This is a genomic window from Kolteria novifilia (genome assembly GCA_007748055.1).
GTDB classification, from domain to species: domain Bacteria; phylum Planctomycetota; class Planctomycetia; order Kolteriales; family Kolteriaceae; genus Kolteria; species Kolteria novifilia.
The window spans coordinates 4766805-4792962 of the sequence record CP036279.1 but is presented as its reverse complement, the minus strand read 5'-3'; the positions used below and the strand labels follow the sequence as shown (position 1 = coordinate 4792962).

Below are 26158 nucleotides of genomic sequence, written 5' to 3'. Positions count from 1 at the left end.
TGCTCGTACTCGCCTTGGCCCGCTCAAATCAACGGGCTGTTAAGCGACCTATTCTATGACGAGGGCCGCCCATCGCCAATGGCGCGTTTCGCTTGGAGCTCGAGGATGACTTCCGGCGGGTGATCGTGAACGCTCGGCGATCGGAGAACGGAAGGTCGTGGCTTGGTACAGGGCTGTGCGCGTTCGCGGGTTGGGATCGAGACTTGTCCCTCGGGGGCGTTTGCTTGACGATGGGGAGGGATCGAGTAAGGAACTCTCGGGACGGCGCGACCAGTCGCGAGCGTTCGGAAAGGGACGCGATGGCGGAGTACTCGAAGGTGACCGAAGCGTTGCTCGGCCGTAGGCGGTGGCTCCGGCAGGTATCGATGGCGAGCCTGGGGAGCTTGGTGCCGCTGGGTTGTCAGCGAGAAGCCCCCGCCCCGACCGCCGAGTCGCTCGAACTCAACGAGATGCGTTTTCCCGGCAAGATCCCGATGCGGGTCATCAACAGCCGGCCTCCCTGTCTGGAAACACCCTGGCGTTACTTCCGTAGCGACTTCACGCCGAACGAGGCGTTCTACGTTCGGTGGCACCTGCAGATGTTGCCGACCGAAGTCGACCCACGTCGTTGGCGATTGACGGTTGGCGGCGAGGTGAAGCAACCCTTACGACTCTCGTTGCGGGAACTGCGCGAGTTCGAGCCGGTCACCATCGCGGCGGTGAACCAGTGTTCGGGCAACTCGCGAGCACTCGCCGATCCGCGGGTCCCGGGCGCGCAGTGGGAGAACGGAGCGATGGGCAACGCCCGTTGGACCGGCGTTCCGCTAGAGACGCTGCTCGAGCGGGCGGGGATCAAGGCCGGCGCGGTGGAAGTGACCTTTCGCGGGCTCGATCGAGGCGGCATTCAGAGCGTTCCCGACTTCGTGAGGTCCTTGAAGGTCGAACTCGCCCTCGATTCCGATATCCTCGTCGCCTACGCGATGAATGGGGAGCCATTGCCGATGCTGAATGGCTTTCCCGCCCGCTTGGTCGTTCCCGGTTGGTACGCGACGTGGTGGATCAAGTCGCTCAGCGAGATCACGGTGGTCGACAAGCCGTTTACGGGCTTTTGGATGGACAAGGCCTACCGCATTCCGACGACGCCGAACGCGGTGGAGACGCCCGACAACCTCGCGACCGAGACGGTGCCCATCAGTCGAATGAACGTCCGCTCTTTCTTTACCTTCCCCGATCAAGGGACGGTCGTCACCCGGCATCAACCCTGCTCGCTGGAAGGATTCGCGTTCGATGGGGGCAGCGGCATCCGCCTGGTCGAGCTTTCGGCCGATTCCGGGAAGACATGGCAAGCCGCCAAGTTGGGGACGGATCACGGGAACTATTCCTTCCGTCGCTGGCACCACGACTGGACGCCCACCCCCGGTCGGCACGTTCTCCTGGTCCGCGCCACCAGCAACAAGGGGGAGCAACAGCCGCTGGAGCCGGGATGGAATCATGCCGGCTACATGCGAAACGTGGTGGAACAACTAGCGCTCACGGTGTCCTGAACCCGCATTTGACGAAGCCCATTCGGAAGAAACATGGTCGCGCCCGGACGTTGGAAACGAGCAGTTGGCCAAACGGTGGTATTGGTGGGACTTGGAGTCGGCGCGGGCGTGATCTCCTACTGGGGGATTCGTGAGGCTCCACCGACGGCCCCTCCCGCGGAGCGGGAACCGTCGACGCCGGCGGCCAGGACCGTCTCGATCACCATGCCGCACGAGGAGCCTGTCCCACCGCTGGGCCCGAACCGTTCGACGTTCCAAACGTCGTGTACCATTTGCCACTCGACGCGTTTGGTCCTCAACCAGCCCCCGTTCGCGGAAGAGCGCTGGCGGAAGATTGTCGAGAAGATGATCAACGTCTACGGGGCTCCCGTCGGCGCGACGCGGAAGGAAGAGATTGTCGGCTATCTCACCGCGATCTCCGCGAGGAAACAACTCGCGGGAATGCCCGAGGGTGGTGAGCAAGCGGCGATTGGGAGACCTCGATGAGTGACCGGAAGGAATCGCCCCATGCCTTCGACGGGTTGATTTGGGCGCACGGCGTCGCGGCGCTGGTGATGGTCGGCTACGTCCTGCTTCTGGGATTGACGGTCGCGCTGAAGTTCCACTGGCCCGACCTCATGAGCGACAGCGCTTGGCTGACATGGGGGAGGCTCCGCTATGCCCACACCCAGGGCGTCTTCTTCGGGTGGCTTGGCAACGCCTTTCTCACCTTCCTCTACTACGCGACCCCACGGCTCGCCGGCCGACCGCCCACGGGTGTCGGGCTAGGCTGGATCCTCTTCGTCGTCTGGAACCTCCTCCTCGTGATCCCCGGTTGGCTCCTGGTGCAACTGGGCATCAGTCAGCCCTTGGAATGGGGCGAGTTCCCCATCGCGATCGATGTCGTCGTGATCGTCGCGATGGTGTTGGCGGCCATCCAGTTCGTCCTACCGTTCTTGCATCGACGCATCGCCGACTTGTACGTTTCGGGATGGTACATTATCGGCGGCTTGGTCTTCACGTTGCTGGCGTATCCGATCGGCAACTTCGTGCCGGAGTTCGTGCCCGGCGCCCGAGGGGCCACCTATAGCGGGCTCTGGATCCACGATGCCGTCGGTCTCTTCGTCACTCCCCTCGCGCTCGCGATCGCCTACTTGGTGATCCCCGCGACGACGGGTAAACCGATCTTCAGCCACTTCCTGTCGATGGTCGGTTTCTGGATGCTCTTCATGGTCTACCCGCTGAACGGGACCCATCACTACGTCTTTTCCTCGATCCCGATGGAGGCCCAAGTCGGCGCGATCGTCGCGTCGGTCTACCTCGGCGCCAACGTCATTCTGGTGGTCGGCAACCTTCTGGTGTCGCTGCGCGGCTGCTCGCGGACGGTTGTCTCCAGCGTCCCGCTTCGCTTTGTTTGGCTTGGCGTGATCAGCTATCTGCTCGTCAGTTTGCAGGGAGCGATGCAGGCGTTGATGCCGGTCAATCGGTTCGTCCACTTCACCGATTGGGTCATCGGCCACGCCCATCTGGCGATGATCGGTTTCGCCTCGTTCACCGCGATCGGCGGCTTGCTGCACGTTTGGGAGCGCATCCCGAGCTTTCGCTATCAAGCGAGTCTCGCGAACGCGGCCTTCTGGGTTCTGGTCAGCGGTCTGGGGCTGATGACGCTCGATCTGACGATCGCCGGACTGGTGCAGGGGCAGCTTTGGGAGTCGTCGGCCCCGTTCATGGACTCGGTAACCGCCTCGGGACCCTATTGGTTCATCCGCTCGCTATCGGGCATGGTGTTGATCGCTGGGTTTGCCCTGGTGGCGCTGAGCATGGTGATCGGTCCGCGTGGAGAGCCGTCCGAAGTCGTCACCAGAGACTCGGAGGATTCTGAGGAGGAAGAGTTTCACGCGTTGGCCTGGTTGCGGGGAGCGTACGTCATCACCGCCGGAGCCGGTGTCGGGATGTTCGCCGTGTCGTTCGTGGTGCTTGGGGTGCTGCCCAATGTCGTCCTCAAGGAGGAGATCCAGCGAACCAAGCCCGAGCACTTGCCCGACTTGACCGCCAGCGAAAGACGTGGCCGCGAAATCTACGCCCGAGAGGGGTGCGTCAACTGCCACTCGCAGTTGATCAGGTTCACGGTGGCCGACGTCGATCGTTTTGGCCCGCCCAGCGAAGCGTGGGAGGAGGATAACGCCGTTCCTCAGATGTGGGGCACGCGGCGCGTGGGGCCGGACTTGGCCCGCGAATCGGGACGGCGCACGCCCGACTGGCAACTGGCGCATCTTTGGAACCCTCGCTTCGTCGTGCCCCAGTCGATGATGCCTGGCTATCCGTGGTTGTTCGACGGTTCCATCGAGAACCCCAATCAGGATGCCGTCGATTTGGTCGCGTACCTCGAATCGCTCGGACGCAACGCGCGCTTGGCGGGACGGGTCGGCCCGCGCCCCTTGTCGGGAATGGATCCCGAGGAGGAGAAGGCGATGGGAATGTTCTGCGACTGCGCTATCCCGCGCGAGCTCGGCCCGGCGCCGCTCTTCACCGTCTCGCATCTGTCGGCGAGCGAGCGGGAACGCTTCGCGCGCAAGGGGCGGGAGGTCTATCTCGAGCATTGCGGTGGTTGCCACGGTTCCCAGGGACGCGGGGATGGTCCCGCGGCGACGGCGCTGTTGCCTCCGCCGCGAAACCTCACGAGTGCTCACTTCTCCACCGCGTCGTTGAGTGACTCGCTGTGGCGGGGTCGCCCAGGCAGCTCGATGCCCGGCTGGCACAAGTTGCCGAGTGTCGAGCTACAGGCGCTCATCATCTACGTGCAGTCGTTGGAGGTCGCGGGTGACGCGTCGCCCGAACTCAAGGGAGAAGATCTGGAGCGGGCCAAGTCGCTCTATCTCAGGCATTGCCAGCAGTGCCACGGGGCCCGTGGGGAAGGGCCAGCCGGTTTTGCGACGAACCTAGCGCCGGCCCCGACACGATTTCAGTGGATTCGCCCCAACCGCGAGTCGGCCGAGACGACGATTGCCAACGGTGTGCCGGGGAGTGCGATGCCGGCATGGAACGAGAAGCTCGATGCCAGCGAGCGGAGTCTATTGGCTCGATATCTCCGAGCCTTCTTCCAGCCGGGACGATCGAGTGGTCGATGAAGTCTCGTTGCCTAAGCGGGCAGGAGATCGGCGAATCAAGACATTTCTCGAATGCCCATGCGAGCGTGGGGCATTTGAGCACGCTGACGGCGAACGTGAGCATGGCACACTAGACTTGACGGATAACGACTAACCCAATGAGAACCTAAGCGATGGGCATCAATCTAATTGTCGTCGCGGTCACGCTGATGTTGGTGGGATTCAGCCTGGTGTGGCTCTTGTCGCCTCGGCTGCGTCGTTGGATGGAATCGCCCAAGTATCAAGTCCTATCGTGGGATCGTCCCGCGCGTCGTGAACGTACCCGCCAATCGGAGGACGACGAACAGCCGTCGACCACGGACCGTTCGTCGTGAGTGATTCTCGTGCAGGCGCCGTCAGTTCTTCGCCGCGTTCGACTCGGCCAATGCCTGCTCGGTTCTGGTGCGGTAGAGAAACGCGTCAGAGGTCAGTAGCGAGAGGAGCATGGCGTTCATGCTGCCGCCGTTCTCCTTGTACGCGCGGTAGGCGTCTTGCAGCACGGGGGCGTCGTTGAGGGTCTCGTTGCGGCCGATCCAGAAGCGGAAGGCGTGACGGACGAAGACCTGCTCGACGCGCTCGCTTTCGGCGAGTTTCTCGATCATCTCCAGGGCGTTGGCGACCTTGCCGTCCAGCGATGGATCGCCGGAGTCGATGATCTTCCCGGTGGTGTCGACCGGTTTCTCGAGTTCGAGTTCCCGGTAGATGCCCGAGTGGTTGTACATCTCGAAGGGAAGTCCGAGCGGGTCCATCTTCTTGTGACAGGACCAACAGTAAGTCTCCCGAGTCACCCGCATCCGTTCGCGGAGCGTGTGCTCAGGCTCGTCGGGCAACATCGCGTCGACGGTGATCGGAACGTCGGGAATGCCGCCACCTAAGAGTCGCTCGCGAATCCACCGGCCCCGGCGGATGGCGTGATTGTCCATCGCGTCGGAGTGGGAGACCAGCCAACTGGGGTGGGTGAGGATCCCCAACCGCTGCCCTTCGGGAGCTTTTGCCAGAACGCGCTCCGGCTGCATGGAGCCTCGGCCGAAACTGCGACGACTGACCCGGGCGTAAATCGGCGGTCCCGTTAGATCGACCGGAGTTACCTTGTGGTTGATGTCGACGCGTGGCTTCTTCTTGGGTTTGGGCGGCTTCTTGCCCGGATTGGCCTTCTTCCACGCCTCCAGTTCGGCCGCTTCCTTCGCCTTGCGTTCCTCCTCGGCCTTCTTCGCGGCGGCCATGGAGGCTCGCACCTCTTCCCGGGTTCGCCGCGTGCCGAAGTAGATGTTGTCCCGCTCGGTGGCGACGACCTGGTCGGTGGTCAGCAACCGTTTGAGGACGTCCTTGTCTTCGGCCAAGATCAGCTCGACGAGCCGATCGGTGCTCGCCGTCCCATCGAACATGGCGCGGTAGTGGGCCTGACCACGGTTGCTGACGCCGGTGTCGGCGAGCGCCTTGCCATCCTTGCAAATGTAGCCGCCAAGATCGTAGTCGAAGTAGTCTCGGAAGAACCGCAGGATGCGCGGCTTGCGGATGCTGTCGTCGGCGAGCATGCGCTCGACTTCGCGTTTGACGTCCTCTCGGGTCCGCATTCGCCCCTCGACGATCGCCTTGCGCAGGGTCTCATCCGGCTTGATGTAGCGGAGGGCGTGATTGACCGCCAAGCCGAGCTCCCAGTCCTGGAGCACGACGCGGCCGTACTGGTCCGGTTCACCCTTCTGGGCGAGTTCGGGGCGAAAGAGGGCGTCGCGATCGAGAAAGATCGACGAGAGGCCGAGAACGGCGCCGTCCTCTTTGCCGAGCTTGTCGATCGACTGCTTGACGATGCCGAGATACTGGTCCGATTCCCATTGCTGCGGCGGTCGGAAGGTGAGGGCCTCGAAGAGATAGTCGACCGCGGCCCGCAGTCGCTCGTCGGTGACCTCTTCCTCCTTCATCAGGTCGTAGACGGGCGTCAGCGGACGCATCACCTGCGTGCTGTAGACGAGACTGGTCGGCAGTCCGCGAATGTCGCCGTCCCACCGATCCATGACGGAGCGGATGTCGTCGGAGATCTGATAGGGCTCGGCGATGCTGAGCGGACCTTCCGCCATGTAGCGAATGATGTCGTTGGCGATGCCCATGATCTGGGTCGCCTCGGCGCTGTTGACGGTGTAAAAATCGGGATAGTTCTCCAGCCCGTGGTCGCGATGCGAGGAGAGGACGGCGGGGACGCTCTTGACCGCCGTGGCGTAGGCGACCGTTCCCCCTTGCCATTTGATGATGCGATCGGTGCCGAAGTAGAGCTTCAGTTCGCCGCCGTGGTTGGTGGGGACGACATCGCCGTGGGTGCGAAGTCCGGGCTTTTCGGGATCGAACTCCTTCTCTCGATTGATCAGCTCGTTTAGCCGCGTGATGTGTTCCTGCGGCGTGACGCGCCAGATGCGTGCCGGCGAGGAGGTCGGGACGAGCTGGATGCCTTCGGGGAGCTTGCCGAAGAGGAGTTCGTGGTCGACGAAGTTGCCCTTGTTCGGGTCGAGATGGGCGTGAAACCCGCCTTTGTCGTGCATGACCCGCTTGAGCTCGCCGACGATCCAGTCGGAGAATTGTAGCCGTTGCACGACCTCCGGTTGGTCCATATCCTTGGGCGGCATTTCCTTGAGCGTGACCTGGGCCCAGACCGACTTCCAAGTCCCGGAGTTGACTTCATCCACCGGGCCGAGGTCGTGCAACGAGAGGTTGCCCTCGGGGTCGGTGTCGCCGTGGCAGTCGACGCAGTGTTGGACCAGGAAGGGGCGGGCGAAGCCGTCGAAGTCCTTGTTGAGCTTTTGCCCAGGCGTGTAGACCTCGCCACCAGCCTCGGCTAGCAGGCTACCAGATAGCACGATCGCGACGACAAGCGGCACTTGGGAAGTCACTCTTGGTCTCCGGCATTGTCCATGGGGCTCGGCGAGGAGTCGCATGCCTGCGACCGCGGAAGGAGTTCATGCTCGGTTTCAACCTGATGTTCGTGTTGGTGGCGCGCGAACTTGTTGGCACTGGCTGACAAGCAGCCAGCGGCACCCGAACATCAGGTCTTGACGGCGTGCTACGCCAACACTTCCTTGAGGGGGCCGTTGCCGTCGTCGAACTTTTTCGCAAGTTGTTCGCTCATGTTGAAGCGATCGCAGTCGACGCCAGAGGCCCGAAGGAGCGAGGTATAAAGCGAGTTGATCGGTCGCTTGCCCTGAAGTTGGGTGAAGCAACCGGTCTTGAAGGCGCCGTCGAAGTTGCCCAACAACATCACCGGCCAGTTGGCACCGCTGGTGTGCTGCTTGTCGGCGTTGTTGCTCGTGTAGACGATCAGCGTGTGATCCATCATGGTGCCGCTGCCCTCGGGGACGCTCTCGAGCGTTTCCATGATCTTCACCAGCATGCGGCTGTTGTACTGGCGGATCTTGACCCAGATCGGGTTGTCGGGCTGATCCATGTGACCAAGGTTGTGTCCCTGCTGTTGGATGCCGAGACCCTTCCATGCCCCGAAGATCTCGCCGCGACCGGAGGCGATCGTCAGCGTGTTCGTGATCCCCGACGTGAGGGCCGAGATGCCGAGGTCAAGCAGCACATCGTGCCAGTCCGTTTCGAACTGTGGTTTGGTGTAGCGTTCGTCCACCTTGGGCGCGAACTTGCGTAGATGATCGGCGACGGTATCGAGTCGATCGCGCAGACCGTTGACGTCCTTGAATCCCTGAACGTATTGACCATAGCGCTGCTTGTCGGCGGCGGGGAGCGCCCGACCTTTGTTGAAGGCGAACTGCTCGACCTGATTGAGGACGTTTGAACGGGCTTCGTGTTGCCGACGAATATCGCCGCTGGAGATGCCGCCGTAGAGCATCTGATAGAGGTGGTTGGGGTTCGAGTACATGAAGATCGGTTGACCGGCGCCGCTGGCCGACAGCGTCGCGAGCGTGGGCTTGGTCGTCATGTTCTCGATCGAGTCCATGCCGATGCACAGATGAGGCAAGAGGGTCTCGGGTAGGACTTTGCTCAGCTCGTAGTCGATCGTGGAGGCACTCGGGGGCACGCCGTCACCACCACGGTAGCCGCCCAGGGCGCCGAAGAACGCACTGTGCGAGGGGCTGGTATGCACACCGTGCAGACCGTTGATGATGTGTAACCGTTCCTTGTAGGGTTCCAGGGCGCTGATCGGCTCGGGCAAATTGGCCTTGGCGAGCGAGCCGCTTGTGGTCATTCCGTCCGGGATACAGGTCAGCGGATCAAAGCCCTGATTCTGCAAAAAGAAGATGATTCGCTTGGGCGTCGAGTTGCTGGTGGGGGACGCCATCAGTTGGTTGGGGAGCAGCGGGAGGCTAAAGGCGGCGCCGGCACCGGCCGCCATGTGTCGCAGCATCGTTCTACGGTTGAGCATGTCGAAACTTTCGGCAAGGTTTACGGTAGGTGGTCTGCTATCGGGTTGGCGGGCGAGACTTCTTGAACCCACACGGCGACCGGTTTGGGGAACCGGATGGCCGCTACATTTAAGATGCCTGAGGCAAGGCCTTTATTTTAACCGTTCGAGAAATTGTTGCAAATAGCTTTGTGGCCATTTGTTGCGAACACAACTGGTTGCCGGGTGGGAAGTTCCGCCTCGACGTCTCTTGAGATGAATCGGCTCCAGTTTTGCCGAATCAGTCCTTCGTGGTCGGGTTGTCCGGCTTCTTCGGGAGTGATTTTCCCCCGCTTTTCAGCACATCGTGGTGGATCCGGGCGACGTGCCACATGTAAGTCGGCCCGCCACCGGCCTTCTGCCCCCAGGGATTTCGGACCGCTTCGCGGAGATGCGCGAGCGCCTTGGCGCGATTTCCTTGCAAGTCGTGATGGATGCCGACGTAGAGGTGGCCGAAAAAGAGGCGTTTGTCGCGCTCGTTGGTCGTCATTTCCTCCTTCTGGATGCGATCGAGCACCTCCTCGGGCGTCTTTTTCCCCGCGAACATGTCGTAGAGATCGGGAAAGGGCTCCCGGTCGAACTGGGTGTATTCGATCATCTCGCGCCGGGCTTTGTCGGTCCCCTCGTCGCGGCTCTGAGCCATGAACTTCCAGATGCCATTCTCGCGGTCGGTGCTGTTGGCTTCGTGGTGGACGACGAACTGTTCGGCCGACTCGGGAAAGCGATCGAGATAGTAGAGCGAAATCCCCCGTTGCCACAGGCGTGGACGGTAACTCGGTAGGACGTCGAGCATGCTGTCGAAGTCGTCGACCGATTCCTTGAAATGACCGAGCTTGAAGTGGACCGATCCGCGACCAAGCAGCAACTCGGGGTCGTTCGGCTTCTCGGCGAGGAGCTTGTCGTAGGCGTCGAGCTGGTTTTCGAGGAGTTCGTCGAGCGCCGTCCGCACCTCCGAGGGCAGGGGGGAGGAATCGCTCTCTTCGTTGGCGACCAGCAGCAGGGAAAGAAGGCAATACGCGAGCATGTCGTTGGCGTTCCTTCGACCATGGAGGGAGTTCCGAAGGGAGTTGCCGGCCGTCGTCGCTCCTGACAAGCCGCGATCGGTCGGCACCATCTCTTCGTTGGCTTTGACGATACTCGCTTGAGGAGCGAGACTCCACCGCGGAATACCGCCATCGCGGTGGCAATTGTCGGCGAACTGAGAAATACTACCCCGAGGCGAAACGAACGGGCAGCGATGGTTGGGAAGAGATGGCCGATCCAAAGCGACCGAGAAAACCGAGGGAGGTCGAACGCGATGTTCGCAACTTGCTCGCGGCGCCGCTCGATGTCGACGAACTCAAGGAGAAGCTCGACTCTCTCGTGGAGGAGCCGGCGTTCAACGGGCTGACCTGGATTTGGGGGCCGAACCTCTATGAACGCGATCGGGTCCGTTTCCGGCCGTTCATCCTGCGGCATTTCGCGACGTTTCTCATTGATCATCGTTGGAACTGGCGCCGCGTTCGTTGGAAGGGGAGCGTGGCCGAGTCGCTCGATGCGTGGCTCGGGCGGGTCGACGACGAGGATGACGTTGAGCTCTTCCGGCGTCTGATCGCGTGGAAGCTCGAACGCCGTGTCGGCTGGGGAATCGATCACGGTCAGATTCAAACGGAGCTACTTCGCCGCTATGGTCGGGCCAGGACGAGAGCGGAGCGAGCGGTGGTGCTGGCGAAGTTCGACATCTGGTTCGGGCTGGATGAGTCCGCGGCGATGGAACTCTACGAGATCGATTCGGAAGCCTCGCGCGCTTTCATCTCGCGGCATCTCGCCTCGACGTGGGCTTGGGGGAGCGAGCGCCGAGTCCTATGGGAGCAGTTCGCCGAGCTGGCCAAATCGAGGGGCGACGACGATCTCGCCTTCCAACTCTATCGGCGTCAGGTCAGTGCGAAGCGGTGGACGGAGGATGTGCTCCGCCTCTGCGACACCGTTCATGTCCCCGAGGATTTGGTCGAGGAACTGAGCAAACGCCATCCCGAAGGCTGGGGACTCGATCTCGGCAAGACGGTTCATCAGATCGTCCTGAAGCGGGGGCGGGAATCCTTTCCCTACGTCATTCCGCGACTGAAGACCATTTGGTCGCCCTGGGTGTGGGGACGACCGGGCTATGCCGAACTGCTCAAACTCGCCAAGGCCCGCGATTGGATCGATCTCTGGGCCGCTCTGATTCGGGTTTGTGCCAAACCTGACGAGTTCAACAAGGAGGTGCGGCGGCTACTCCAGGATCACGTCATGGCCGAGGCCGAAATCCAACAGCGGCTCCTCGCGTTGGTCGGCGTTGCCAGGGAGTGGAATTTTCCCGGACTTGGGCTGGCGCAGGTCCATCAACTCGACGACACGACGGCTTGCGCGATCTACGACCGCTTTCCCGAACTGTTGCGTGGTCCCTTTCGACTTCACTTGCAGGTTGGTTGGAACGCCGCCTTCGATGGCTTGCTCGAACGGCTGCTCGATCACGAGGAGGAGGAACTCATCGATTTCCTCGCCAGTCGCTACGTGACCCGAGCGTGGTTTGGCAAGGGAGTCGACCGGGCGCTCGAGCGACTTTCCGATTACTACGAGCGACTTCGCGAGGAGAAGAAGGACTTCGCTCGGCGGGCTGCGGCGGTCTTGAACCATCTGCCCTCGTATTCAATCTGGTCCTATGACGCCCTGATCGAGAAGAGTCGGCTCGCGCGGCTGCTCTTCGAACGCGCCGCCGGCGACTACCTAGACGATGCCCGAGCGATGAGCGACCTGGTCGAGGCGGCCGACATCCACGTGCAAGCCTTCGCCTACCGGGCGCTCGGACGGGATGATCCTCGGGCCAAGGCGATCGCGGGCGAGAACCTCGAACTCCTGCTGGGCACGCTGTTGCGGACCCTGCGTCGGCGGACGCGATTGCCGGCATTCGCGGCGCTGCGCAACGCGGCGAACTCGCCGGAGAACGCTCGGCGGGTGCTCCAGCGGGCACGCGAAGCCCTCGATCTTCCCGACAAGCACTATCCGAAGGAACGCCTCGTCGGCTTGATCGGACAGATCCTCCACGACTGGCCCGAATTGCGTGGGGCCGGAGAGCGGCCGGTTATCTTTGGAGCGGCGTCATGATTCCCGTCTTGTTCGACTACGCCTCTCCCAGCGTCTTCGAGTCGACGCGCGACCAAGCCACGCTCGGCATGTCGACCAACGCGCGACGTCCGGTTCGCTTTCACGGTCGCGTGACCAAGCATGTCTCGCTACTTAGGTTCTCGCTCCGGGCCCTTGGAGCGCTGGTCTGGTCAGACGACACCTGGCTCGGTGATGGCGACTACTCGTCGATGGTTCTCGATCCGGTCATCACCGTCCATCCCGACCGGATCTTCTTCGAGGCCTTCAGCAACGACAAGAGTGTTTACGGGATGCTCATCGTCGATCGGTCGCTCTTCGAAACCGAGGGAGAGGTTCAGACCGGGACGACGAACATCGACTTCACCGCCTGGCTTTGGGGCGCCCTCGGCGAGATGCGCTCCAGTCGGGAGACCTGGTTTCGCGTCGGGGCGGAAGGTTTCGAACTTCAGACGGTGCGAGCGGGAGGTCGTTTCGAACACAAGGTCGACCTACCGGAAGACTGGGTCCGAGGCTTCTTGCAGCTTCAGGGGGCGATGGCGTTGCCGGGCACGAGGGTCCGGGGTCGGCCGGTCGATCTTTTGGCCGCGATCCGCTTCCTGCAACACACCAAGGCGAAGGTCGCGCCGCGGGCGCTGCGCTACGAGTTCGAGCCGGACCAAGAGGCTTGCATCGTGCTGGAGCCCTGGGAAGAGGTCATTCCACTGAAGGGGGCGGAACATCACTACACCGAGTCGCGGGTCATCCGGACTTGGGGGCGCCGGCGACTACGGCTCCTCGAGCCCCTTTTGCCCTTCGCGGATGAAGTGGAGATCTACCTCAAGGGCCGAGCGCTGCCGAGCTTCTATGCGGTGAAGATGCCGGGGATGACCTTCCTGCTTGGGCTCTCCGGGTGGACCGACCAGACTTGGACGGGGGCAAGCACTTTCGACCTGACCGGGGACGCGACGACGGCCGACGAGGCGCTGAGTACGCGAGTGAACGACCTTCTCCGGCAGGAGTTCGTCCTTTCGGTGGAGGAGGTGGCCGCGCGAACCGATCAGTCGAACGAGGTCGCATCAGCGTGCTTGCAACGCCTCTGTCGGCTCGGACGAACGATCTACGACGTCCAAACGCGAACCTACCGCCATCGGGAACTCTTTGAACATCCGATCGACGAGGAGAAGCTCTTCCCTCCCGATCCGCGCATCGAACGAGCGCGGAAGTTCATCCTCGAAAGCCAAGTCGACGTCGCGAGCGTCGAGGCCAACGAGACGCGGAAGGTGAAACGGTTCCACGATCCCCGCCGCGGCAATGTCAACAAGGAGGTAATCCACCGCGACTGGGAAGCCAAGGGGAAAGTCGGCGACGTCCATTCGGTGAGCATCGTGCTCAACGATCACGGCCGGATCATCTTTGGACAGTGCCTCTGTCCCTTTTTTCGAGAGAACCTGCTCAACAAGGGACCATGCGAGCACATGGTCGCGCTCGACGTGGCGACGCGCGACTCGCGCAAGGACGACAAGACCTCTCGTCCCATCTCCGACGCCGAGGCAAAAGGTTCGCGTCTGACCTCCTCGCGTAGAGGGCAGGACGAAGAGGAAGACGAGTCGCTTGACGACGAGGAGGAAATCGAGGACAACGATGAGTGATCCGGCCCTTGGGCAGCGCAATTAGCCGTGATCCTACGGTGTTTCGCCGTGGGGGAGTATTGGGTCTCTTCACAACGCCGCGGATCCCACGTACGTAACGTGGGAAGCCACGAGTCCAGAGCCTCGCAAGTGATTGGTTCGAGGGCCGGATCTTCCTTTCTCACTTCTCGATCAATGGCAGACGATGGGTTTCTTTAGCTGGATTTGGCGACTCCTCGGGTTCGCTCCGCGTCGCAACGTCTCCCGGCTCGATACCGGCGATGAGGATGTTGTTCAGGAGGTGGTCGATCTTAGTGGTGACCCGTTCAAGGAGCACCATCGCCGACGAGCCCTACGCGATGGCCGCCTGTTGCCCAAGCGGCGTCAGCACACCTTCTGGGGAAGCCGGAAGCGCTATTTGAGCAAGGAGGAAGCCGATCGGCTCTTTTCCGACACGATGCGCACGTGCGATCGGAAGATTCGCGACTTGCTTCCCGACGAGGAGCAACTCGCTCGCTACGGACTTCCTCCCTGGCGCACCGAGGAGGATCTCGCCCGAGCACTGGGGCTGACGCTCAAACAACTTACCTTCTACGCGTTGCACCGCGAGCGCGAGCGGTTTTGCCACTACGTCTCCTACGCGCGTCCGAAGCGAAACGGCGGCGAGCGGATCATCATGGCGCCCAAACGCCGACTGAAAGAGCTTCAGCGAAAGCTCGTCGACGACTTGGTCCGCCACCTTCCCGTCAGCGAGCATGCCCACGGCTTTCGGGAAGGGCGATCGGTCAAGACCAACGCCGAGCCCCACGTCCGAAAGACGGTGGTGGTCAAGTTCGATCTCAAGGACTTCTTCCCATCGGTCCACGTTGGCCGGGTGCGCGGCTATTTGATCTCACTGGGCTACGGCTATCCGGTGGCGACCTCGATGGCGGTCCTAATGACGGAAGCGGAACGCCAACCGGTCGAGATTGACGGGGAACGCTACTTCGTTCCGGTGACGTCGCGGTATTGCGTTCAGGGAGCTCCGACGAGTCCAGGGATTTGCAACGCGATCCTGCTGAAGCTCGATCGACGACTCGCGGGACTGGCGCGGTCGCTCGAGTTCGCCTATACGCGCTACGCGGATGATTTGACGTTCTCGGGAAATGACGTCGGCGCGGTCGAACGGCTTCGCAAGTCGGTTCAGCGGATCGTTCACGACGAGGGATTCCGCGTGAACTCGGAGAAGACGCGAGTGATGAAGCGAGGGGCGTGTCAGCGGGTGACGGGAGTGGTCGTCAACGACGGGGTGGGGTTATCGCGCAAGGAGCGTCGTCGGCTTCGAGCGATGGCGCATCAGTTGCGCCAGTCCGCCAATGGCGAAGAATCGAAGGCGGCGCGATTGCGGGGAAAGATCGCTTACTTGCGGATGCTCAATCCCACGCAAGCAGGGGCGATCGAACGCCATTGGTCGAATCGGGGTTAGACAGAGCGCGGCCTTGCGGTGCCAAGATCCCGATGATGGCAGGAACGATCGCCCCGACGCCCTTGGTTTGATCACGGGGTCCCGTTCGAGTTTGCTCGGACTCTCGCGGTGTTGAAGGCCAAGTCTCCGCGAGAGCCGATCGAACGTGCCTTCAGCAGGAAGCGACTTCCTTATCGGGCGGAACCGCATGGGCGCGTGCTTCGATCTCTTCGCGATGGATCGGCACGTCGGTGGGCGCGTCGATTCCGATGCGGACCCGCTTGCCATCCATCTTCAGCACGGTCACGACGATATCCTCGCCGATGATGATCTTCTGATTGACCTTCCGAGTCAGTACGAGCATTGGTCCATCCTCCTGTTCGCGGTGAGGCACGCCATGGCCGCACGCGCGACGCGGTGTCGTCAACGATGGAAGCGCGCACCGAGAGCCGAGGCGGCTCAACAATGGACGTTGCCACCGGTTCGTCATGGTGATCCGAGGACACTTCCCCGTCGTTGTGGGAGCTATTGCACTTGAAGTGAGGTCGGAGGAACCCGCTTCCCTACGGTGCCTACGACCTTGGACGCGCTGGCTACTCGACGCCCATGCCGACGGCCAGCTTTTCCAGAGCTTCACTCTCGATTTGCCGGACGCGTTCGCGAGTCAGGCCGAGGGTTTCGCCGATTTCCTTCAGGGTCCGAGGTTCCTGGTCGTCGAGACCGAACCGCATCCGCAACACCTTGGCCTCCCGCTCGTCCATTTTGTCGAGCAGGTGGTAGACGTGGTTGAGGTTGTCGGACTCGATCATCTCGACATCGGGCGACTTGGTGCGGTCGTCCATCAGCATCTCGCCGAGCGTCCAGCCCTGTTCGGACTGATCGGTCTGGGGCGCCGCCGAGCAGACGAAGATCGCCTTCTTGATGATGCCGAGCTTCTTGGGAGGCAGCTCCAACGCCCGCGCGACCTCTTCATGAGTCGCCGGTCGACCAAGTCGATCCTGTAGCCGGGCCGCGGTGCGCCGCCACTTCGCGAGCAACTCCACCATGTAGGCGGGGATGCGAATCGTCTTGGCGGTGTTGACCAGGGCCCGCTTGATCGATTGCTTGATCCAGTAGCTGGCGTAGGTGCTAAAACGGGTGTTCATCGTGGGGTCGAACCCCTCGACGGCCCGCAGTAGACCGAGATTCCCTTCTTCGATCAGGTCCTGAAGGGCCAAGCCTTTGCCGGTGTATTCCCGGGCAATGTTGACCACAAGGCGCAGATTGGCTCGGATCATCTGATCGCGGGCGGCATTGTCGCCTTTGGCGATCCGATAGGCGAGGTCCTTCTCTTCCTGCGCCGTCAGGAGAGGAGTGGCATTGATTTCGCGAAGGTACGTCTCCAAGGGAGACTGCACACTATCGCTGCTGCTTGTTCGTCGTCGCGGTCGTTCCATGGTGCTTCCAGCAGTCGCAAGGGGAGCCGTCATCAGTTACGCGAAGCGATGCCAAGGCGATCCTTCACCAGGCAGCACCACGAACCCGCGACTCTCGAGACCTTGCGGTTGAACGACTCCAATGAGCCACGTCACACCGTCGTTCCGCGCCCATTATACGGGGAACGATGACCGTGCGTGTGATTCATTGGGATACCGTTCGATTTCCCCCGCTCGAAAGCCATTGATTCGTTCGGTCGCTGTCGGTCCTTGACTCGCCGCTCGCGCCGGGGCTGAGCGACTCGACCGAGGGGATCGAGGAACGTTCGCAACGCGACGCCCCTCGCGGGAGTCTCCGATCATCTCAGGATCGAAGAGTTTCCCACCCACAATGAGAGGTATCGGAGCACCGGAAGGGAAACTTGACGGTCCGAGGGCAACCGTCGCGACGTGCTTGCTGACGGGCAACGCAAGAACCGAATGACCGAACTACCGCGCACACCAGCGCGAATCAGATTCACCCGACTAACAACACTGGGCCGCAGATTGGGAATGACCCCTCTCTCCGGCGCCGGCAGCGCGATCGCGTCGAAGGTGGCGATCGCCGGTCGCTCAACGGCCATCCCATTGCCGGAGAGGCGACTCTCTCCGGCGCGATGGATTTGGCCGAGCGGGAACACCACGACCCGAGGGGTCGGGGAGGGGAACTACTTGTTCCAGAACTGGCCGCCGTAGACCGCCGCGTCACCGAGCTCTTCCTCGATCCGCAGCAACTGGTTGTACTTGGCGATCCGGTCGGAACGGCTCAACGAGCCGGTCTTGATTTGACCAGCGTTGGTCGCGACCGCGATATCGGCGATCGTGGCGTCCTCGGTCTCGCCACTGCGGTGGGAGATGACCGCGGTGTAGCGGTTCCGCATCGCCAAGCCGACGGCGTCGAAGGTCTCGGTCAGGGTGCCGATCTGGTTGACTTTGACGAGGATCGAGTTGGCGACGTCCTGGTCGAGTCCCTTTTGAAGGCGTTCGACATTGGTGACGAAAAGATCGTCGCCGACGAGTTGGACATTTTCCCCGAGCTTCTTGGTGAGGCTGGCCCAACCTTCCCAGTCGTCCTCGGCAAGTCCGTCCTCGATGCTGCGGATCGGCCACTTGGCGCACATCGACGCCCAGTAGTCGATCATTTCCTCGTTGGACGCAATCCGGTCGGGATCGCTGCTGAAGAAGCAGTATCCTTCCTTGCCCTTTTCCTTGGCTTCGTTGTAAAGCTCGCTGGTGGCCGGATCGAGGGCGAAGAAGACCTGATCGCCGAGCTTGTAGCCGGCCTTCTCGACGGCGGTGGCGATCACCTCGAAGGCCTCGTCGTTGGACTTCAAGTCGGGAGCGAATCCGCCCTCGTCACCGACGGCGGTGTTGTAGCCCTTGCCCTTGAGGACTCTCTTGAGCGAATGGAAGATTTCCGTGCCCCAACGAAGGGCTTCGCGGAAGGTGGGGGCGCCCCAGGGCTGGATCATGAACTCCTGGAAGTCGACGGTGTTGTCGGCGTGCTTGCCACCGTTGAGGATGTTCATCATCGGCACGGGCAGGACGCATGCGTTCGTTCCGCCCAGGTAGCGGTAGAGCGGGAGTTCGGAGCTCTCGGCCGCGGCACGAGCGACGGCCATCGAGACGGCGAGCATCGCGTTGGCACCGAGCTTGGCCTTGTTGGGGGTGTCGTCCAACTCGATCATGCGTTGATCGAGCGCGCGCTGGTCGCGCGGGTCGAGCCCCTGAAGTTCGGGATCGAGCACGTCGTTGATGTTCTCGACCGCCTTGAGAACGCCCTTGCCGAGATAGACGCTCTTATCGCCGTCGCGCAGTTCGACCGCTTCGTGCTCACCGGTGCTCGCGCCGCTGGGGACAGGGGCTCGACCGGTACTTCCGTCGCTGAGGAGAACTTCCGCTTCCACGGTCGGATTGCCGCGTGAATCAAGGATCTGTCGGCCGGTGACCGACTCGATTCCGAGGTACATTGCCAACTCCTGCGATCTGAGGTTCCAGGTGCGAGTCGCCCGGCAGCATCGCTGACCGCGATGAATCCGTCGTGCTCTCGCGAGAATGTTAATGAACAAGACAGGCAACGACAACGTAGGCGTCTTTCGGCGTCGCCGGACCTGGGGCTTCCGAAGCCGGCAAATCGCTCACGCAACCGCTGTCTTCTACGGGTTTCCTATTCGTAGCGGCACGTTCGCGGGTCGTCGGGGTTCCGCATGCCCACGCTCGCGTGGGCATGCGGAAAATGCCGCTCGTTCGGAGTCCTGCCCGAGTGGGCACGTTGTATCACCTCCGAGAAATCGTTGGCGATGTTAGCTGAGAACGCGGCGCCAGGCGGCCGCGAACTCGTCGATCTCCTGCTTCGTCCGCTTCTCGGTGACCGCCACGAGCAGGTGGTTGGTCCACTTCGCATCGAATTGCCCAAGGGGAACGCCGGCCCAGAAACCCTCCGCGTCCATTCGTTCCAGATAGGAGTCGGCCGTGTCGGGTAACTGAAGGACGAACTCCTTGAAGAAGGGGCCCGGATAGGCAAGTTCGATGCCGGGGACCTCGGTCAAGCACTTCGCGGCGTAGTGGGCCTTCTGGAAGCACGACTCGGCGACTTCGCGAAGCCCTTGCGGTCCTAGCAGCGAGAGGTGAGTCGCGGCGCGAAGGGCGAGCAGGCCCTGGTTCGTGCAGATGTTGCTCGTCGCTTTCTCTCGGCGTATGTGTTGCTCGCGGGTTTGGAGCGTCAACACGAAGGCCCGTTTGCCCTCGCGATCGACGGTTTCTCCGACGACGCGGCCGGGAATTCGCCGCAGGAAGGGCTCCTGACACGTGAAGATACCCAAGTACGGGCCTCCGTAGCTCATCGGAGTCCCCAATCCTTGCCCTTCGGCGATCGCGATATCGACGCCGGCATCGCCTGGCCGCTTCAGCATGCCCAGCGAGATCGGGTCAAACGACTGAATCGCCACCGCGCCGGCATCGTGGGCCGCTTGGCAGAACTTCTCGATCGGTTCGACGATCCCAAAGACGTTGGGGCTCTGGACCACCAAGCAAGCCGTCGTGTCATCGAGTTGATCCTTCATCTCCTCGACGTTGGTCGATCCGTTGAGGGCCGGGACTGTGACGATCTCGACGTCGAGATTCGCGACGTACGTCGCCAAAGTTCGGCGGTACTCAGGATGAACCGTCTCGGAGATGACGACCTTGCTCCGGTTCCTGGAACCGGCGAGGGCGACAAAGACGGCTTCGACGACCGAGGTCGCTCCCTCGTAGAGGCTCGCGTTCGCGACCGCCATCCCGGTCAGTTGGCACATCAGCGTTTGGAACTCGAAGCCGACTTGAAGCGTGCCCTGGCTGGCTTCGGCCTGATAGGGAGTGTACGCGGTGTAGTACTCCGACCGCGAGGCAACCGTGTCGACCACCGCGGGCACGAAGTGGTCGTAGCATCCAGCCCCCAGGAAGCAGGTCTTGTCGCTGGCCGACTCGTTCGCCTTGCCAAGCTCCGTCATGTGACTGGTCAGCTCGATTTCCGTCAGGGAAGGGGGGAGATCGAGTGGACGTCGCAGCCGGATATCGTCTGGAATCGAGTCGAAGAGTTGGTCAACCGAATCGAGGCCGATGCGATCGAGCATGGCGCGTTGGTCTTGTTCGGTGTTTGGCGTGTACAAGTCGTTTCGTCCTTCCCTGGAAGTCGGCTCCAAGCGTCGGCAAGGCGGTCAATACTCGAGAAAGTGCCGAGACGAACATTCGGCACGCGGAGCGTGCATGCGCGGGAGTCGGTTGGTCGGCTTCACTTACCCAGCGGATTATAGGTAACGATTGTGAAGATGGCGCGGGTTGAAACGAGGTTGTCGTGGCGCGGGAGTTCTGGGGGGACTGCCTCGCTTTGGGGGTTTCCCGTGAATTCGGTGGAGTGGGGTGGGCGTACAAGACGATGAGAGTGGTGTTCGGGACGGCAGAAGGATCGACGTCGTGGCCGAGCCGGTTTCCCAACTGACCTTAGCGGTGGGCGGGCGATCTCCAAGGACGGAAGCGCCATTACCACATTTGACCGAAATGTCGTTCGCGGCATTTCGTTCTATCTTGGCCACGGGCAGGTAGGCGAGCCTCCCGTGACGTGACACCCCGACGACCTCGGTCGTCATTCGCCACTCGCTTCCTCGGAAGCGAGAATGAGCGCTTCTCGGCCACATGGGCGACGAGCGAATCGCACGGCCCGTCCAGCTCCCCCTGGGCGGGCCGTTGCACGTTCTTGATGATCAATTCACCTCAAGACCTACGACTTCATCTCGAAGGCGAAGTCATTGCTTCCCGCCGCGACGTTTGCCTTGAAGCCACTGGTCTGCTTGTCGCGGTACTTCTGCGGGATGTTCTTGACCTCCTTAAAGCCTTCCCCTCCCGGAGAGTCGGGTGTATCGGGGAAGGTCACGGTCGGAGGCTGAACCAGCACGCCATAGGAGCCTACCGGGACGCCCCCAAGGTAGGTCTTAAGGTGGAAGCTTCCCCCATCTTCCAGTTCGGCTTGGGCCGCGAACCGGCCATCGTCGGATTGAAAGACGACCAGTCCCTCGTTAACCGGCTCACCGTTGTAGGAGACCTTTCCGGTCACTTGGCCCATCGGCGGGCCGTTCTCTCCGCCACAGCCTTGGGAAAGGATGAGCGTTCCAAGCAATACCGCCCAGCAATTCTTGGAAGTGAACTTCATCGAACAGTCGGCCCCTGATCTGAATGGCGAACGGCGAGTTTCACAACCTTCCTCGGGCGGAGAATCTCGCGTCCCTAAAACCCCTCGATAATGCTCCCATCATCGCGGTTGGCAAGGCTCTTTAACATCTCCAAGTCGAAACTCTCGGAGACGAACTTGACCGACCCGTCGACAAAGAGGAGGTTCGCCCCGCCGGGATGCACGGACTGAATGGGGGTGTTGCAGTCACCCGCTCCGCGCGATCCCGGCAATCCGTTGCCGTTGGGGGTGAGTGATTGTTTCAGTCCGATGGGACTGGCAATGGTCGTCAAGTTGTAGCAACGCGCATCGAGAGAGGAAGCTCTCGGATAGGTACTGTCGCCATTTGAATTTCCAGCCGGGGAGGTGCCCATCCAGGAACCGTTGAGTCCGCTGGCACGGAGGTCGACCCGCGTACCGTACAGGTATCCCCAATCGCTTTGCTCACCAATCATGAATGTTTTTGAAGTGCCGTCGGTCACTTTATTCATGGAGACCACTTCATCTTTCAGAAAGATGCCGCCGGAGGAGACGGGGCCTCGCAAGGCGACGTTGTCCGTGGTCGAATGGCCGATGCCGCCACTGACCAGCACATAGTCGCCAAGCTGAACCTCGGTTTCTGATGCAGGCGAGCAGCTCGCGCACGCGACCCTGTTGGATCGATCGAGCGGGCTTGATGGACAATGCATGACCCCCACCTTCAACTCTCCCATCACGGGCTGATTGATCTGGCTGTTGGGGCCCCCGAACCAGAAGCCACTCACCTTGTCGAAGTTGAGCTTGCCATACGATGCCGTCTGATCGACGTACGGCAGGAGAAAGACCCATGCGGTGGGACCATGTCCTTGGACGACGTTTCCGGGCGGAAAACATCGATGACTTTCGTGGTAGTTGTGAGTCGCCACGCCGATTTGCCGGAGATGGCTCGTACACTGCGCACGTCGCGCGGCTTCTCGTGCCTGTTGAACCGCGGGGAGAAGAAGAGAAACGAGGATCCCGATGATGGCAATCACCACGAGCAGTTCGACCAAGGTGAAGCCACGGATGCGAAGGGTACTGGACATAGTCGTCTCCTCGGAACACATCGCCGCTAGGATGCTGGCAGTGTCGTCCGTAGTCCCCAGGCCCCTGGGTCCAAACTCTACGTGATCTCCAGTGAGATGACAAGCAATTCGCCGAAGGGGGACGCTCCTCGCAGAGCGTCCCCCGGCGTGTCGTTGAAGAATTGATGAACGAGGCGGGAGAGATGATGTCGTGAGCAGCGACCACTTTCGGGGCGCCAGAGCGACGTATCGGGTCAGTCAAGACTACCGATGATGTTACCGTCGTCGCGATTGGCCAGGTTCTTCAGTGCGTTCAAGTCGAGGCTGTCGGAGAGGAACCTCACCGCGCCATCGGCCAAGAGAACGTTCGCGCCACCCGCATGGATCGATTGAATCGGGGTGTTGCAGTCGCCGGGGCGAGTGCCGGCGGTCGTCGTCGATCCGTTGATCCGTTGTTTGAAGCCGATCGGATAGGAAACCGTCGTCAAATTAAAGCACCGGGCACTGTTGTTGTTGGTGCCGCCGGTCGGATAGGTGCCGTCTCCATTGGCATTCCCCACGACACTCTGACCCATCCAACTCCCCGAGCCGCCCAACGGCCGGATTTCAACTTGGTTGGAGGAGTTGGATCTACCCCAGTCGCTCTGCTCGGCGACCATGATGGTCTTGGAGGTGCCGTCGGTGATCTTGCTGATTGGGATGATCGAATCCTTCAGGAAGACACCGCCCGAGGAGACGGGGCCTCGCTGGGCGTCGTTATCGGTTGTGCGGTGCGTGTCGGCTCCGCTCAGCAGGACGTACGTTCCTCGCAGTAGACTCGACGTTGGATAGGTAGTGCACGAGGAGCAGCTCTGGGTTCCGAACCGAGGCAACGGGCTCGAAGGGCAAATGAGCGTGCTAATGTCGAGATCGTGCATCGCCGGTCGGTTGACTTCGCTGAATGGGTGTCCGAAATAGAACCCGATTCGCTGGTCGAGATTCAACCGTTCGTAGGCCGCGAGTTGATCGAGGTAGGGGAGCAGGAAGACCCATGCGGTGGGGCCGTGGCTGTTCACGATGTTGCCGGGAGGAAATCCTCCGTGAGCATCGTGGTAGTTGTGCATTGCCGAGCCAATCTGCTTGAGATTGTTGGTGCATTGTGCCCGGCGAGCGGCTTCGCGGGCTTGCTGGACCGCTGGCAGGAGCAGGCCGACGAGCACACCAATGATCGCGATGACAACGAGTAACTCGACGAGCGTAAAGCCTCGACGACGGAGTGCTTGAGACATGCTGCCCTCCCTAGAACTGGCGGTGGCGCCGGATGTGGATGCGATGTGGCGGAATTGACCCCGATTCCGCATCTGTTCACCTTAGCGTCGAGATTCTGGGTTCGCAAGTGCGTTCGCGTGAAGCTGATGTGTCGGATGATGGTCGACCATCCGAAACCCCCATTTTCCTCGACCGTGTCCCGCCGATCTCCCATAACGTTCTCCTTGGAGTCGTGGTTTCGTCTCCCGAGGACGTGGCCTTGGTTGCCGCTTGCGGGAAAGTGGATCGGGATGGATCTAGTTCGACAGGAAATCGTCAAGTCGGCGAAGAGCATCGTCGTGAAGGTCGGAAGCAACGTCCTGACGGCCGAGGATGGGACGCTCGACCGGGCTCATCTCGCGCATCTGACCGAACAGATCGCCGAGATCAAAGCCTCCGGGCGAGAAGTGGCCCTCGTGAGTTCCGGCTCGATCGCCGCGGGGATTGGACGGCTGGGATTGCCGAAACGTCCCACATCGCTCCCCGAACTCCAAGCGGCCGCGGCCGTCGGACAAGCCGAACTCATCGACGCCTACGAAGCGACCCTGCGCCCGCGAGGCTTTCACGCGGCTCAGGTCCTTTTGACCGCCGACGACTTCGACGATCGGGGCCGCTACCTCAACACGCGAAATACGCTCCTGCAGCTCTTTCGCTGGAACGCCATTCCCATCATCAACGAGAACGACACCGTCAGCGTCGAAGAGATCCGCTTCGGCGACAACGACCGACTCGCGGCGATGGTGACCAACTTATTGCGGGCGCCGCTGCTGATTATCCTTTCGGTCGTCGATGGACTCTACCCGACCGCCGAGGCGGCCGAGCAGGGGGGGGCGCCGATCGACAAGATCATGCAACTCGACGAGAGCATCTTCGCGATGGCGGGAACCAGTACCAGCGGGCTCGGGACTGGGGGAATGACGACCAAACTCGAGGCGGCACGTTTGGCCACATCGTCGGGAGAGTCGGTCTGGATCGCCGGAGGTCGTCGTCCCAACGTCCTTCGGGACATGCTCAACGCCGAACCGATCGGCACTGTGATCCCCGCACGGGGCGGAACGCTCGCCGCGAGGAAACGCTGGATCGGGCACACCGTCCGCCCGCGCGGGACGTTCATCGTCGACGAAGGAGCCGAGATGGCGGTCGCCCAGCGCGGCGCGAGTCTCCTGTCGGTCGGAGTCGTCGAGATTCGAGGTCGCTTCGAGAAGGGGGACGTGGTCGCGATCGAGGGACCATCGGGCCGTTCCTTCGCCCGCGGTCTGACAAACTACAGTTCCGAGGAAGCCCGAAAGATCGTTCGCATGCCGAGTGATCGTTTGGCGGAGCCCCTTTCCACCGCACGCTACGATGCCGTCATTCACCGCGACAATCTCGTGATCCTCTAGTTCGTCCAGGGCGTTCTTCGATGACCGATCGCACCACCTCCTTGAGAGATTCGCTCGTCGCGCTGTCCCTGGCGTGGGTCGGAGGGTTCGTTGACGGGGTTAGTTTCCTGACCTTCTACGGCATGTTTGTCACGTTCATGAGTGGCAACACCACGATCATGGGCGTTCATCTCCCGGAACTCTTCGCGACCCACAGTTGGTTCGCCCCGTTGCCGATCGCGGCCTTTCCCATCGTGACGTACGTAATTGGAGGAATCGGAGCGGGCCTCATCTGGGAGATCGCCGCGAGTTGGCCTTCCTCGAGGGTGATGGGCATCGTCCTCACCGCGGAGTCGTTGCTTCTGGTCCTGTTCGCGTTCGTCGGCCAGACATTTCTCGTGGAGGGGAAGATCTCCGAGCAGAGCGTCATGGTTTTCTTTGGCATCGCCGTCTTCCCCACACTCGCCATGGGGATGCAGAACGTCACGGCACGCAAGTTCAAATCGGTGCGCGATGGATTGACCTTCGTGACGGGAACGCTGACCGGGTTCGCCGAATCGTTCTCCGAAGGGCTTGTGGCCGCGATCCGCCAGCCGTCCTCAAACCCGCGATGCTCTCCCGCGTTCCGCTGAGCCTCCTGGCTTTCGCTGATCTGGTGCTGCTTCTTCTTTGGCGTCTTCGCGGGCGCATTCCTGAAGGGCATCATCGAGCTATGGTCGATTCTGATCCCCGCGAGCGTCTTGCTCTTGGCCGCCGTGGCACTTCTGGGCACATCGACGACAACATCTCACCAAACGGCCCCGTGATCGCTCGCTCCCGCCGACATGATGCACAGCCGCACAAACCCAGAACCGCTGAGTCGGCATGGGTGTTTGCGTGCATGGTTTTGATGACGTATGATCTTGGACCGGGGACCACGTTGTCATGCGATGAACCAAGTTGCCGGAAGCGCCTCAAGCGGATGGGGCCGTTCCCGAACGGGAGATTTCTACCGTTGAACGAGATCAACCCTTACGCTCCACCCACAAGTGATTCGCCCGCTCTCAAGCTTCACGCTGATGGCCCCGGCAGCTTAAGCGGACCTTGGCGAGACGGAGAATAC

At 61.7% G+C, this 26158-nt stretch carries 19 protein-coding genes; 9 read left to right on the top strand and 10 right to left on the bottom strand.

What is annotated here, in order from left to right:
- Positions 1 to 299: 299 nt before the first annotated feature.
- The 4 genes from Pan216_RS17590 (at position 300) to Pan216_RS17575 (ending at position 4983) form a co-directional block, all read left to right on the top strand.
- Complete coding sequence (locus Pan216_RS17590) at positions 300 to 1523, top strand: molybdopterin-dependent oxidoreductase (RefSeq protein WP_145259846.1); 1224 nt, start codon at positions 300 to 302, stop codon at positions 1521 to 1523.
- An 84-nt stretch (positions 1524 to 1607) separates the two neighbouring features.
- The gene (locus tag Pan216_RS17585) at positions 1608 to 2009 is read left to right on the top strand and encodes a hypothetical protein (protein ID WP_145259844.1); all 402 of its coding nucleotides are present in this window, start codon (positions 1608 to 1610) and stop codon (positions 2007 to 2009) included.
- Complete coding sequence (locus tag Pan216_RS17580) at positions 2006 to 4630, top strand: cbb3-type cytochrome c oxidase subunit I (RefSeq protein ID WP_145259842.1); 2625 nt, start codon at positions 2006 to 2008, stop codon at positions 4628 to 4630. Before Pan216_RS17585 ends, Pan216_RS17580 begins: the two co-directional genes overlap by 4 nt.
- A 152-nt stretch (positions 4631 to 4782) precedes the next feature.
- Positions 4783 to 4983 carry a hypothetical protein gene (locus Pan216_RS17575; protein WP_145259840.1) on the top strand — a complete coding sequence of 67 codons (201 nt, stop codon included), beginning with the start codon at positions 4783 to 4785 and terminating at the stop codon, positions 4981 to 4983.
- 21 nt (positions 4984 to 5004) lie between these two features.
- On the opposite strand, the gene Pan216_RS17570 is transcribed toward Pan216_RS17575, so the two are convergent.
- The 3 genes from Pan216_RS17570 to Pan216_RS17560 form a co-directional block, all read right to left on the bottom strand.
- Complete coding sequence (locus Pan216_RS17570; RefSeq protein ID WP_419193689.1) at positions 5005 to 7494, bottom strand: DUF1588 domain-containing protein; 2490 nt, start codon at positions 7492 to 7494, stop codon at positions 5005 to 5007.
- Between the two features lie 203 nt (positions 7495 to 7697).
- The gene (locus tag Pan216_RS17565; protein ID WP_145259836.1) at positions 7698 to 9017 is read right to left on the bottom strand and encodes a DUF1552 domain-containing protein; all 1320 of its coding nucleotides are present in this window, start codon (positions 9015 to 9017) and stop codon (positions 7698 to 7700) included.
- Positions 9018 to 9276: 259 nt separating this feature from the next.
- Complete coding sequence (locus Pan216_RS17560; RefSeq protein WP_145259835.1) at positions 9277 to 10059, bottom strand: tetratricopeptide repeat protein; 783 nt, start codon at positions 10057 to 10059, stop codon at positions 9277 to 9279.
- A 227-nt stretch (positions 10060 to 10286) separates the two neighbouring features.
- Between Pan216_RS17560 and Pan216_RS17555 the strand changes: the two genes are divergently transcribed.
- The 3 genes from Pan216_RS17555 (at position 10287) to Pan216_RS17545 (ending at position 15230) form a co-directional block, all read left to right on the top strand.
- Positions 10287 to 12158 (top strand): gliding motility protein, encoded by a 1872-nt coding sequence (locus tag Pan216_RS17555; protein WP_145259833.1) that lies wholly within the window; start codon positions 10287 to 10289, stop codon positions 12156 to 12158.
- Positions 12155 to 13786, top strand: a complete 1632-nt coding sequence (locus Pan216_RS17550) for a hypothetical protein (protein ID WP_145259831.1) — start codon at positions 12155 to 12157, stop codon at positions 13784 to 13786. Before Pan216_RS17555 ends, Pan216_RS17550 begins: the two co-directional genes overlap by 4 nt.
- A gap of 184 nt (positions 13787 to 13970) precedes the next feature.
- Positions 13971 to 15230 (top strand): reverse transcriptase family protein, encoded by a 1260-nt coding sequence (locus Pan216_RS17545; RefSeq protein WP_145259829.1) that lies wholly within the window; start codon positions 13971 to 13973, stop codon positions 15228 to 15230.
- 151 nt (positions 15231 to 15381) lie between these two features.
- On the opposite strand, the gene csrA is transcribed toward Pan216_RS17545, so the two are convergent.
- The 7 genes from csrA to Pan216_RS17510 form a co-directional block, all read right to left on the bottom strand.
- Positions 15382 to 15573 (bottom strand): carbon storage regulator CsrA, encoded by a 192-nt coding sequence (csrA, locus tag Pan216_RS17540; RefSeq protein WP_145259827.1) that lies wholly within the window; start codon positions 15571 to 15573, stop codon positions 15382 to 15384.
- A gap of 229 nt (positions 15574 to 15802) precedes the next feature.
- Positions 15803 to 16645, bottom strand: coding sequence for a sigma-70 family RNA polymerase sigma factor (locus Pan216_RS17535; protein WP_145259825.1), 843 nt, complete (start codon positions 16643 to 16645; stop codon positions 15803 to 15805).
- A gap of 686 nt (positions 16646 to 17331) precedes the next feature.
- Positions 17332 to 18633 carry a phosphopyruvate hydratase gene (gene eno / locus Pan216_RS17530; protein WP_145259823.1) on the bottom strand — a complete coding sequence of 434 codons (1302 nt, stop codon included), beginning with the start codon at positions 18631 to 18633 and terminating at the stop codon, positions 17332 to 17334.
- Between the two features lie 333 nt (positions 18634 to 18966).
- Positions 18967 to 20310, bottom strand: a complete 1344-nt coding sequence (gcvPA, locus tag Pan216_RS17525; RefSeq protein ID WP_419192662.1) for an aminomethyl-transferring glycine dehydrogenase subunit GcvPA — start codon at positions 20308 to 20310, stop codon at positions 18967 to 18969.
- A 608-nt stretch (positions 20311 to 20918) separates the two neighbouring features.
- Positions 20919 to 21347 carry a carboxypeptidase regulatory-like domain-containing protein gene (locus tag Pan216_RS17520; RefSeq protein WP_145259821.1) on the bottom strand — a complete coding sequence of 143 codons (429 nt, stop codon included), beginning with the start codon at positions 21345 to 21347 and terminating at the stop codon, positions 20919 to 20921.
- Between the two features lie 74 nt (positions 21348 to 21421).
- Positions 21422 to 22429: a DUF1559 domain-containing protein gene (locus tag Pan216_RS17515; protein ID WP_145259819.1), complete on the bottom strand. Its 1008-nt coding sequence runs from the start codon at positions 22427 to 22429 to the stop codon at positions 21422 to 21424.
- Positions 22430 to 22662: 233 nt separating this feature from the next.
- Positions 22663 to 23676 carry a DUF1559 domain-containing protein gene (locus Pan216_RS17510; RefSeq protein WP_145259818.1) on the bottom strand — a complete coding sequence of 338 codons (1014 nt, stop codon included), beginning with the start codon at positions 23674 to 23676 and terminating at the stop codon, positions 22663 to 22665.
- Between the two features lie 270 nt (positions 23677 to 23946).
- Here Pan216_RS17510 and proB point away from each other — a divergent pair, with 270 nt between their 5' ends.
- Both proB and Pan216_RS17500 read left to right on the top strand, forming a co-directional pair.
- Positions 23947 to 25077 carry a glutamate 5-kinase gene (proB, locus tag Pan216_RS17505; RefSeq protein WP_145259816.1) on the top strand — a complete coding sequence of 377 codons (1131 nt, stop codon included), beginning with the start codon at positions 23947 to 23949 and terminating at the stop codon, positions 25075 to 25077.
- Positions 25078 to 25097: 20 nt separating this feature from the next.
- Positions 25098 to 25688, top strand: coding sequence for a YoaK family protein (locus Pan216_RS17500; protein ID WP_145259813.1), 591 nt, complete (start codon positions 25098 to 25100; stop codon positions 25686 to 25688).
- Positions 25689 to 26158 lie beyond the last annotated feature (470 nt).

Excerpts from the sequence above, each read along its gene's own strand:
- Pan216_RS17590 (WP_145259846.1), top strand. The coding sequence starts at position 300 with ATGGCGGAGTACTCGAAGGTGACCGAAGCGTTGCTCGGCCGTAGGCGG.
- Pan216_RS17580 (WP_145259842.1), top strand. The coding sequence starts at position 2,006 with ATGAGTGACCGGAAGGAATCGCCCCATGCCTTCGACGGGTTGATTTGG.
- Pan216_RS17575 (WP_145259840.1), top strand. The coding sequence starts at position 4,783 with ATGGGCATCAATCTAATTGTCGTCGCGGTCACGCTGATGTTGGTGGGA.
- Pan216_RS17565 (WP_145259836.1), bottom strand. The coding sequence starts at position 9,017 with ATGCTCAACCGTAGAACGATGCTGCGACACATGGCGGCCGGTGCCGGC.
- Pan216_RS17560 (WP_145259835.1), bottom strand. The coding sequence starts at position 10,059 with ATGCTCGCGTATTGCCTTCTTTCCCTGCTGCTGGTCGCCAACGAAGAG.
- Pan216_RS17555 (WP_145259833.1), top strand. The coding sequence starts at position 10,287 with ATGGCCGATCCAAAGCGACCGAGAAAACCGAGGGAGGTCGAACGCGAT.
- Pan216_RS17550 (WP_145259831.1), top strand. The coding sequence starts at position 12,155 with ATGATTCCCGTCTTGTTCGACTACGCCTCTCCCAGCGTCTTCGAGTCG.
- Pan216_RS17545 (WP_145259829.1), top strand. The coding sequence starts at position 13,971 with ATGGGTTTCTTTAGCTGGATTTGGCGACTCCTCGGGTTCGCTCCGCGT.
- csrA (WP_145259827.1), bottom strand. The coding sequence starts at position 15,573 with ATGCTCGTACTGACTCGGAAGGTCAATCAGAAGATCATCATCGGCGAG.
- Pan216_RS17535 (WP_145259825.1), bottom strand. The coding sequence starts at position 16,645 with ATGGAACGACCGCGACGACGAACAAGCAGCAGCGATAGTGTGCAGTCT.
- eno (WP_145259823.1), bottom strand. The coding sequence starts at position 18,633 with ATGTACCTCGGAATCGAGTCGGTCACCGGCCGACAGATCCTTGATTCA.
- Pan216_RS17520 (WP_145259821.1), bottom strand. The coding sequence starts at position 21,347 with ATGAAGTTCACTTCCAAGAATTGCTGGGCGGTATTGCTTGGAACGCTC.
- Pan216_RS17515 (WP_145259819.1), bottom strand. The coding sequence starts at position 22,429 with ATGTCCAGTACCCTTCGCATCCGTGGCTTCACCTTGGTCGAACTGCTC.
- Pan216_RS17510 (WP_145259818.1), bottom strand. The coding sequence starts at position 23,676 with ATGTCTCAAGCACTCCGTCGTCGAGGCTTTACGCTCGTCGAGTTACTC.
- proB (WP_145259816.1), top strand. The coding sequence starts at position 23,947 with ATGGATCTAGTTCGACAGGAAATCGTCAAGTCGGCGAAGAGCATCGTC.
- Pan216_RS17500 (WP_145259813.1), top strand. The coding sequence starts at position 25,098 with ATGACCGATCGCACCACCTCCTTGAGAGATTCGCTCGTCGCGCTGTCC.